The sequence below is a fragment of the Streptomyces sp. NRRL F-2664 genome (genome assembly GCF_000719345.1).
GTDB lineage: Bacteria > Actinomycetota > Actinomycetes > Streptomycetales > Streptomycetaceae > Streptomyces.
Genome location: NZ_JOFX01000108.1, coordinates 1 through 8,845 on the forward strand (window position 1 = coordinate 1; position 8,845 = coordinate 8,845).

4 protein-coding genes and 5 pseudogenes are annotated in these 8,845 nt (G+C 68.3%); 8 read left to right on the plus strand and 1 reads right to left on the minus strand.

What is annotated here, in order from left to right; translation table 11 throughout:
* Positions 1–375 (plus strand): annotated as a pseudogene (locus IF89_RS38970) (IS630 family transposase); the annotation flags it as partial.
* 153 nt (positions 376–528) lie between these two features.
* Here IF89_RS38970 and IF89_RS46540 read toward each other — a convergent pair.
* On the minus strand, positions 529–753 hold the full coding sequence (locus IF89_RS46540; protein ID WP_158718068.1) for a hypothetical protein: 225 nt from the start codon (positions 751–753) through the stop codon (positions 529–531).
* A 560-nt stretch (positions 754–1,313) separates the two neighbouring features.
* Between IF89_RS46540 and IF89_RS0134070 the strand changes: the two genes are divergently transcribed.
* The 7 genes and pseudogenes from IF89_RS0134070 to IF89_RS0134105 all read left to right on the plus strand — a co-directional run.
* Positions 1,314–1,952 (plus strand): hypothetical protein, encoded by a 639-nt coding sequence (locus IF89_RS0134070; RefSeq protein WP_030776478.1) that lies wholly within the window; start codon positions 1,314–1,316, stop codon positions 1,950–1,952.
* Positions 1,953–2,179: 227 nt separating this feature from the next.
* Positions 2,180–3,007: a hypothetical protein gene (locus IF89_RS46545; protein WP_158718069.1), complete on the plus strand. Its 828-nt coding sequence runs from the start codon at positions 2,180–2,182 to the stop codon at positions 3,005–3,007.
* A 198-nt stretch (positions 3,008–3,205) separates the two neighbouring features.
* A pseudogene (locus IF89_RS48450) lies at positions 3,206–4,036 on the plus strand (DUF2637 domain-containing protein); the annotation flags it as partial.
* Positions 4,037–4,546: 510 nt separating this feature from the next.
* Positions 4,547–4,825, plus strand: coding sequence for a hypothetical protein (locus IF89_RS48455; protein ID WP_234328001.1), 279 nt, complete (start codon positions 4,547–4,549; stop codon positions 4,823–4,825).
* Positions 4,826–5,584: 759 nt separating this feature from the next.
* A pseudogene (locus IF89_RS38980) lies at positions 5,585–6,806 on the plus strand (IS110 family transposase).
* Between the two features lie 219 nt (positions 6,807–7,025).
* Positions 7,026–8,215, plus strand: a pseudogene (locus tag IF89_RS38985) (IS110 family transposase).
* Between the two features lie 398 nt (positions 8,216–8,613).
* Positions 8,614–8,845, plus strand: a pseudogene (locus IF89_RS0134105) (IS630 family transposase); the annotation flags it as partial.

Sequence of the window (8,845 nt, forward strand, 5' to 3'; positions counted from 1 at the left end):
CATCAAGCCCGTCAAGAAGGCGCACGCAGTTCCTGGAGTTCTGCCGCTATCTCCGCACCCTCTACCCGGCCCACGTCCGCATCGCGATCACCTGTGGCAGTTCCTCCCCGCACCTGACCGCGAAGAAGTGTCAGCGTGTCGGCAACTGGGCCGCGGCGAACAACGTGGAGATCGCCTACACCCCGACCAGCAGCTCATGGCTGAACAGGATCGAGGCCCAGTTCACCGCCCTGCGCTACTTCACCCTCGACGGCACCGACCACGCCGATCACAAAGAACAGGGCAACATGATCCGCCGCTACCTCAATCTGGGGAAACCGCCACGCCGACGACCGACGCCTACGCGCCGTGGTCGACAGGGCAAACGTTGCCTGATGCGGCACTAGAAGGCCCGGCGATGTCCGGGCACCGCACACCAATGCTCGGCGACCGCCAGGACGAGGACGGCGGTATGCGCACCGCCGGAGAGGGGGATGGCGGCACGCACTGTCGTTCCTGGTGGCGCCGCGCTCGCGGCGGACTACTACCTCAGGCCCAGCACTGGCTGGAGCGCCACGGTCCCGCCATCATCGCTGTTGGCGCGCTGGCCCACGGCGTCGTGCGGTCGTGCTGCTGTTCGTCAAGGCCGGACTGTTCGCCACTACGCGGGGGCGCCGACCAGAGCATCGGGACCTTCACTGCGTGGACAGTCTCCACCACTGCCAGTTCGAGGCGGTTGTGCGGGACCAGTTGCGTGGCGACGGCGTCCACCATGCCGTGCGCGGTAGGCGGTGCCAGCGACAACGGCGCCGACGTCTAGGGGACCGACCCCTCAGGGCGTCGATGGGTCAACCAGTGCGAACACCGACCGATAGATCGGCTGTCGGCACGCCCTCCCTTCACGTGCTCAACGGACCGGCCGCCCGTCCACGGCGGCGACGCCGTTCTCGTCACCAACCGCCGGATCACGGCCCTCAGGGTGAAGGCGTTTTACCAGCTCCCGTGGCACGGCCCGCAGCCCCTGCGGACCGTGCCACGAATGCTCAGGGGAGTAGATCGGCCCGTGATCGATAGATCATGAAAATACGGGGCAAAAGCTATCCGCTGGTTAGCTGTGCTGGGCGCCCGCCCCCACCACTTGGGTACGGGACGACTGCAAGGCTCTCGGCAGGCTATCAAGCGTACGCCCGGCCGATCTGGCCTGCCTAATCTATTTTCTGACTGTTCCTCACGGGCCAAGTTGGTTAGATGCGCACCGCCAACTGAGACCCCCGACTCTGTTCGGGGCCCGGAGCCTGATGCGTGAACCTCGCTGCGCCCGTTATGGTCGGGGCATGCTCATCGCGAATGTGTCCCCCCGTACGGGCGGTAAGACCACAAATTCAGGCTGGTTCGCGCATGCCCTCGTGGAGGCACAGCGCGGGTACGCCCCGATCGGGTTCGACGCCGATCACTCGCAGCAGTTCCACGCCTGGAGCGAAACCGGTGAGTTTCCATTCACGGTGAAGCCGGCCGCCTCAGCGAAGTTCCACGCCGAGCACTCGGTGCCCGGCGGGATGATCGGCATCGTGGACTGCGGCCACACCGAAAACCACCCTGACATCACCAACAGTGTGCTGCGCGTGGCAGACCTCGTAATCCTCCACATGGCACCTACCAAGGCCGACTTCGACCGCATCATCGACCCCCCGGACAAGACCAAGATCGGCGACATCATCGCGATGAGCGCAGCCCTTCGGGCCGAGCGCACTCCTCCGCCCACCTGGGTCTTGCTCAACCGAACCGTCACCGGGGCCAGCTCCACCGGTCTGTACCGGGACATGATGAAGGACGAGGGCTGGAACGTCCTGACGACGGTCATCCCCCGGACGGAGGCGCTGGCGCAGTCGGTCAGCTACCCCATCAGCGGAGCCAGCAAGGGCCCCTTCGGTGAGTTGGTCACGGAGTTGGAGAACCGGGGGCTGCTGAAGTGAGCAAGTCGCACACCCAGCGGCTCCGGGAAGAGCAGGAACGTCGCCGCGAGGCTCGCAAAGCCCGCGAGACCGCGGAGCGGGCCGCAGCCTCAGGCGACACTGCAACGGGCGGCGAAGTTGCCGCTCCTGCCCCCTCCGCTGCGCCGACTCCGCGGCAACCCCAGCGGCCCCAGCCCTTCACTCCCGACCTGTTGCCGTCTACGGAGGCAGTCGCAGCGTCGGGCGCCTTGTCGGTTGATGAACTGGACGAGCTGGACCGATGCGAACGCGCCTTCGCCAACGCCGACCAGGCTCAGTGGATGCGCGGCATGGCCCTGCATGCAGTCCGCGACCGTCGGCTGTACCGCGATGGCGGTAGGACGTGGGCGCAGTACTGCGAAGAGGTCGGTCTGAGTGAATCCGATGCGAACCGCATGATCCAGGAGTATCCGCTCTCCCGGGCCATCGCCCAAATTTGGGTGACGCCCAAGATGGTGCCCGCTTCACATGTGCGCGCTCTCCTTCCACTGGAGTCGGCCTTTGGCCTAGAGAGGACGGCGAACGGCTACGTTCAGCTGCGGCAGTGGGCCCAGAACAATGGCCAGCGCGTTACAGCAGCGGACCTGAGCGCCATCATCGAGCGATCCGCGTATGGTCTCTCAACGTCCGACGGCCCTTTGCCGGTGGCAGAGTTCCTCGCTCGGAGGACGGAGCTCGAAGCCGGTGTACCACCGCAGGCCGGTCCCCCTCGGGACGAATCCAGCGGCATGCCGTCCGCACACATCACCAGCGAGCCGCCTTCTGCTGCCGGTCCCGGTGACGCAAATTTGGGTGACTCCGCACCTGCAGGCAACGGTCACCCACAATTGGGTGAGCCCAATGCCCGCATCGAGGAAGTTGTGGACGGGGAGATCGTCGACGACAGGCAGGCGCGGGCTCTCAGCGCGGCGCTGGCGGAGTTCGCGCGAGACATCAACAGCAGGCTGGCCGGAGCCTCGACCGAGACCCTTAAGGGCATCGCGGCTTCCGCCAGGTCGATCCTAGAGACGGCCGAGAACGCAGTCGCGGCTCCGTGACAGGTCACCCAAATTAGGGTGAGCACGCGTGAAGGGGCGGTCCTGAGGGAGTCTGCCCCTTCGGCATGTCGCTGTAGTGATCACTTTTCGTCGACGATCCAACCAATCCGCCGCCGTAAGAGTGTGAATGCTGCTTGAGAAGACAGCAACTGAGGTGGGGGGCGGCAGCAAGTGACCGCGGGGATGACGACGAAGCCGATGGAACTGACCAGGACGCACCGCATCCTGATCTCGGTCGTGGTAGTCGGTGCCATGATCATCGCGGGGATCGGCTTCGCGGGCTCGCAGAAGGGCTTCGGCGACTTCTCTCTAGTGTTCCCGATCGGCATCGACGTCGGCATCTGCGTGTTTCTAGCGCTCGACCTCCTGCTGGCATGGATTCGTATCTCGTCCCCACTGCTGCCAGACCGCGTGGCTTCTCACCGCAGCGACGATCGCTTTCAACGGTGCGGCCGCCTGGCCCGACGCGCTGGGCGTCGGCATGCACGCCGTCATCCCGGTGCTGTTCGTGGTCACCGTGGAGGCCGCTCGGCACGCGGTCGACCGGATCGCCGACATCACGGCGGACCGGCACATGGAGAGCGTCCGCATCACGCGCTGGCTACTTTCCCCAGCCCCCCTTCAAGCTGTGGCGCCGGATGAAGCTGTGGGAGCTGCGCAGCTACGAGCAGGCCGTCGCCATGGAACGGGACCGGCTGGTTTACCAGGCCCGGCTCCAGGCTCGTTAGGAGTGCGGCTGGCGCCGCAGGGCCCCGGGGAGGGCGCTTGATGCCGCTGCGGCTGGCCCGCATCGGCGTGCCGCTGGTGCAGACCGCTTCCGAGGGACTGGCCGCAGCCGGCCTCAGCCCGGTCTTGCTTGCCCGCCCCGAACCCGCGCCCGCGCACCAGCCAGAACCGAAGTGCGTAGCCGCAGTCCAGGTGCCTGAGCTGCCGACCGTCACGCAGCCCCTCGCCGAGGGCATCCGCGCTGCGGAAGTGGAATCACCGACCAATCCCATGAATGCGGCTCCCGTTGAACCGGAGGAGACGGACAAGCCCGCGCTCCTCGACTTGGACCGGGCCGGACGGGGCTTCGTTACGCAGTACGGTCACGTCCCGTCCGCAGAGCAGTTCGCGGTACCTGGCCCGGGAGTACGGTCTGACGGACCAGGACACCGGAAGCCTTCTGCCCGACGTCCTGCTGGAGCTGGTCCTCGCCAAGCTGCAGACGGCAGAGGCCGCAGTCGCCGCGCGCGCGGCCACCCTCGCAACGTCTGAGCCGCCGCGAACCATGAGCTGGTGGTCGGCGAGCCGGAGGCCGCGGCTCCGGCGTTCGAGGAGCAGTCGGCTGGCGCGGGGGAGCCGCACCCCTTCCTTGGCGGATCAGGCGGCCTTCGCAGCCCGGCGGACCCGCCGGTCGAGCCAGCACTGCCGACGGGAGCAGTACCCGCGCCGACGGCCTCGGTGACCGATGCCGACGGCGCCCCCGCGGTCCGTTCCCTCGAGCAACCCGTCCTCGCGGCGCTGGCAGGGACGGACGGACGAGACTGGGTAGCCGAGGTGACCGCGTCCAGGGAGGCGACCGCGCGGGTGCCGCAGGAGGAGACCGATGAGGAGCCCGTCGAGGCGGACCCCATCCAACGAGAGATCGAGCTGGTGGCCTCCTGGCTGACGGAGGGTGAAGAGACCGGGAAGCGACGGTCGGGAGCCGAGGTGGCCCGGCGTCTGGAGGTTTCGCCCAAGACGGGCCAGCGCCGTGTGCTCGATGCCCAGAAGTACCTGGAGGAGCAGCGTCGGCAGCACGGCCGGACGCACCTCCGCTCCGTAGGCAGCAGCTGACCGACGTTCCGGTTAGGAACTCGGTCACCGCTACCGCAAGTGACCGCCCAGGCAGCCGTCCGGCCGTGACCGATCCGTGATGGGTGCCCGGACCTGGTCGTGACCGGTGACCAGGCTCGCCCCTGACCGATGTCGGGCTTTGGTGACCGCTGACCGATCTGGGCTTCATCAACCTCTGGTCATGACCGGTCCGCGGGCCATCGGTCGTCCTCGCACCCGCCTCCCAGACAGGCCCTGGCGGCACCCCCGAGGCCTGCTCACCCGCAGAAAGGCTTTCCCGGATTGCATGGACCGGTCAGAGAGGGCTTGCCCAATCGGTCACAGGAGGCTCACCCCGCCAGAGGGCAAGCTTCCCGTCTGCGCTGCTAGGACTGTAAGCAAGCCGCGGGCACCGCACTCAGGAGTGTGTACGGCACGAGATCCGAAAGGAGACGTGCCATGCACGACGCTTCGCACCCCGCCGCCGATTGTGGGTACTTCGACCCGCTGGACGCTGACGGGCTGCGCTGTGCGCGGGCCCGGCCGTTCGCCATGCGGTGACCGGTGGGTGGCCGATGGCCACCTGACCGACGGCGTCAGGGCCGTGACCGAATCCTGGAGCCGACGCCCTGACGCCCGAGCAGCTCCTCGCAGCGCTCCCGTTATGTTTCTCGCGGTCCTGCAATGGGGCCGCTGGCCTCCAGGTCCGGTATGGCTGTGTCCCTAAGAATGTGAGGCGGTCCGGGAGGACCGGGTGCGGCTGATGACTGGTTGCCGTCGATGGCTCGGGAGGACTGGCCGCCCGGTCCTCCGGAGATATGGGCCGGTATCGACGCCGGTAAGGGGTACCACTGGGCGGTGGCCCTCGACGCGGACGGCGAGACGGTGTTCTCGACGAAGGTGATCAACGACGAGGCCCAGATCCTCGCTCTCATCGACACCGCCGCAGGCCGGGCTGATGAGGTGCGATGGGCGGTGGACATCTCCGGCCGGGCATCGACACTGCTGCTGGCATTGCTGGCCGTTCACGACCAGCACGTGGTCTACGTGCCCGGCCGGACGGTCAACCGGATGTCCGGCGCCTACCGGGGCGAAGGCAAAACCGACGCACGCGACGCCCGGGTCATCGCCGACCAGGCCCGCATGCGCCGCAAGGACTTCGCCCGGCTGGACACGCCGCCGGAGCTCGTCTCCGCACTCCGAATCCTGACGAACTACCGGGCCGACTTCATCGCGGACCGCGTGAGGCTGGTCAACCGGCTCCGTGACCTGCTGGTGGGCATCTGCCCCGCGGCGGAGCGGGCCTTCGACTACTCCGCGGCCAAAGGCCCCGTCGTCATGCTCACCGAATACCAGACCCCCGCCGCCCTGCGCCGGATCGGGGTGAAACGGCTGACGACGTGGCTGGAACGCCGCAAGGTCCGTGGCGCGCAGACCGTCGCGGCCAAGGCCGTCGAGGCCGCCCAGTCCCAGCAGATCACGCTGTCAGGCGAAAAACGGGCCGCCAAGCTCGTCTGCGAGCTCGCCCACCAGCTGCTGGCCCTGGACGAGAGGATCAAGGACAACGACCGGGAGATCCGCGAGGCGTTCCGCACCGACGAGCGGGCCGAGACCATCGAATCGATGCCCGGCATGGGCCCGATCCCCGGGGCAGAGTTCGTCGCCATCGTCGGTGACCTGTCCGGGTACCAGGACGCCGGGACGCCTGGCCTCTCATGCCGGCCTGGCCCCGGTCGCCCGGGACTCCGGGCGCCGTACCGGGAACTACCGCAGGCCCAAGCACTACAACCGGCGTCTGCGCTGGCTGTTCTATATGTCCGCCCAGGCCTCGATGATGCGGCCCGGCCTCTCCAGGGACTACTACCTCAAGAAACGGGCCGAAGGGCTGTTGCACAGCCAAGCTCTGCTGTCCCTTGCCCGCCGCCGAGTCGATGTCCTGTGGGCAATCCTGCGTGACAAGCGGCTGTTCACCTCCGTCCCGCCGGTCACGCAGACGGCTTGACTTCGTCATTGAGATTCCCCTCTGTCGAAGGCATGACCTGGGGGGTGGTGTCACCGGGCCCGGGGGTGTTGGTCGGAGACGCTGATCAGAGGTCCGGCCACCGCCCGGTCCGGCGCAATGCCGGGCAGTTCGCGGGCGGCAGGTCTGCATAACGTGGATGCGCGAGCACGACACCCGAGCCGAGACCGGCACCGCCAACACCCCCTGGGAAGGGGCACGATGTTCGAGATCGAAGGCGTGGGCGTGTTCCTGGGCCTGGACGTCGGCAAGAGTGCCCACCACGGTCATGGGCTCACCCCGGGCGGGAAGAAGGTCTTCGACAAACCGCTGCCCAACAGCGAGCCCAGGCTGCGGGCCGTCTTCGACAAGCTGCGCGACAAGTTCGGCACCGTCCTGGTCATCGTGGACCAGCCCGCCTCCATCGGCGCCCTGCCGCTGACCGTCGCCCGCGACGCCGGCTGCCAGGTCGCCTACCTGCCCGGACTCGCGATGCGCCGGATCGCTGACGTCTACCCGGGCGAGGCCGACGCCAAGGACGCCGCCGTCATCGCGGACGCCGCACGGACTATGCCGCACACCCTGCGCTCGCTGGAACCGACCGACGAGATCACTGCCGAGCTCACCGTGCCCGTCGGCTTCGACCAGGACCTCGCCGCCGAGACCACCCGCACCTCCAACCGGATACGCGGTCTGCTCACCCAGTTCCACCCCTCGCTGGAGCGCGTCCTGGGCCCGCGCCTGGACCACCAGGCCGTGACCTGGCTGCTGGAGCGCTACGGATCCCCGGCCGCCGCAGACTCGTGGAGCTGATCCGCCCGAACGCCCCACGCATGGCCACCCGGCTGATCGACGTCTTCGACGCGCTCGACGAACAGACCGTCGTGGTCCCGGGCACCGGCACCCTCGACATCGTCATTCCCTCCCTGGCCGCCTCGCTCGCCGCTGTTCACACCCAGCGCCGGGCGATGGAGGCCCAGATCAACGCTCTGCCGGAGGCTCACCCTCTTTTTCCGGTCCTGACATCGATGCCCGACGTCGGCGTCAGGACCGCCGCCGTCCTGCTGGCCACCGTCGGCGACGGCACCAGCTTCCCCACCACCGCCCACCCCGCCTCCTACGCCGGCCTCGCCCCCACCACGAAGCAGTCCGAGACCTCGATCCACGGCGAACACGCACCCCGAGGCGGAAACCGGCAGCTCAAACGGGCGATGTTCCTCTCCGCCTTCGCCTGCATGAGTGCCTACCCGGCCTCCCGCACCTACTACGACAAGCAACGCGCCCGCGGCAAGACCCACACCCAGGCACTTCTCCGCCTCGCCCGCCAACGCATCAGCGTCCTGTCCGCCATGCTCCGCGACGGCACCTTCTACGAACCCCGCACGCCCGAAGACGTCGAGCTCGCCGCATAACCCCAGCAACCCCGAACCACCCCAAACCCGACAGGGATGCCTTGGCGAAAGGCATAGAGGCACCCCCGGCAGCCGACGGCGAGCGATGGACCGACCAACGCCGTCCTGCGCACCTCCTGAGCGGGCCGTCGGACGTGACCGGTCGGCCGTTTCCACCGACCGCGTCATCGTCCAGGCGATCCCCGCCGCCTTCCGCATTACCCGCGGACAGGTCCGTCCGACCGGCGGCCGCACCCGCGACGCCGTCGGTCACGTGACCGTGGCCGCCCTCGAGGAAGTCGCCCGCTCCGCATCCACGTCCGCCCCGGTCGGCCCGCCGCCAATGTGGCGCTCGACACCCTGCGTAGGGTCCTGGGCTCGCCGAGCAGACCCCGGCGGGAGAGGGCCTTGCGGCGATGGCCGGATTCTCCATGACGCCGCCCCGCGCCCGCACCCGGGGCCGGCGCGGACACACCCCCGCAACCCGCGTCCGCGGTCGCTCCCGCCGCCGGACCTCGGTCGCCGCGCTGTGCTGCTACAAATCCGGAGAGAAGAGCCGTCTCATCTACCGGCCCCGCAACCATCTCCTGCCCAAGGGCGCCCGCAAGGGCTTCTCCTGGCAGGACTACCGCGACCTGCTGGTGAGGGCCC

Bases quoted from the DNA above. Each gene is read 5' to 3' on its own strand.
- IF89_RS0134070 (WP_030776478.1), top strand. From the start codon at position 1,314: ATGCTCATCGCGAATGTGTCCCCCCGTACGGGCGGTAAGACCACAAAT.
- IF89_RS46540 (WP_158718068.1), bottom strand. From the start codon at position 753: ATGGTGGACGCCGTCGCCACGCAACTGGTCCCGCACAACCGCCTCGAA.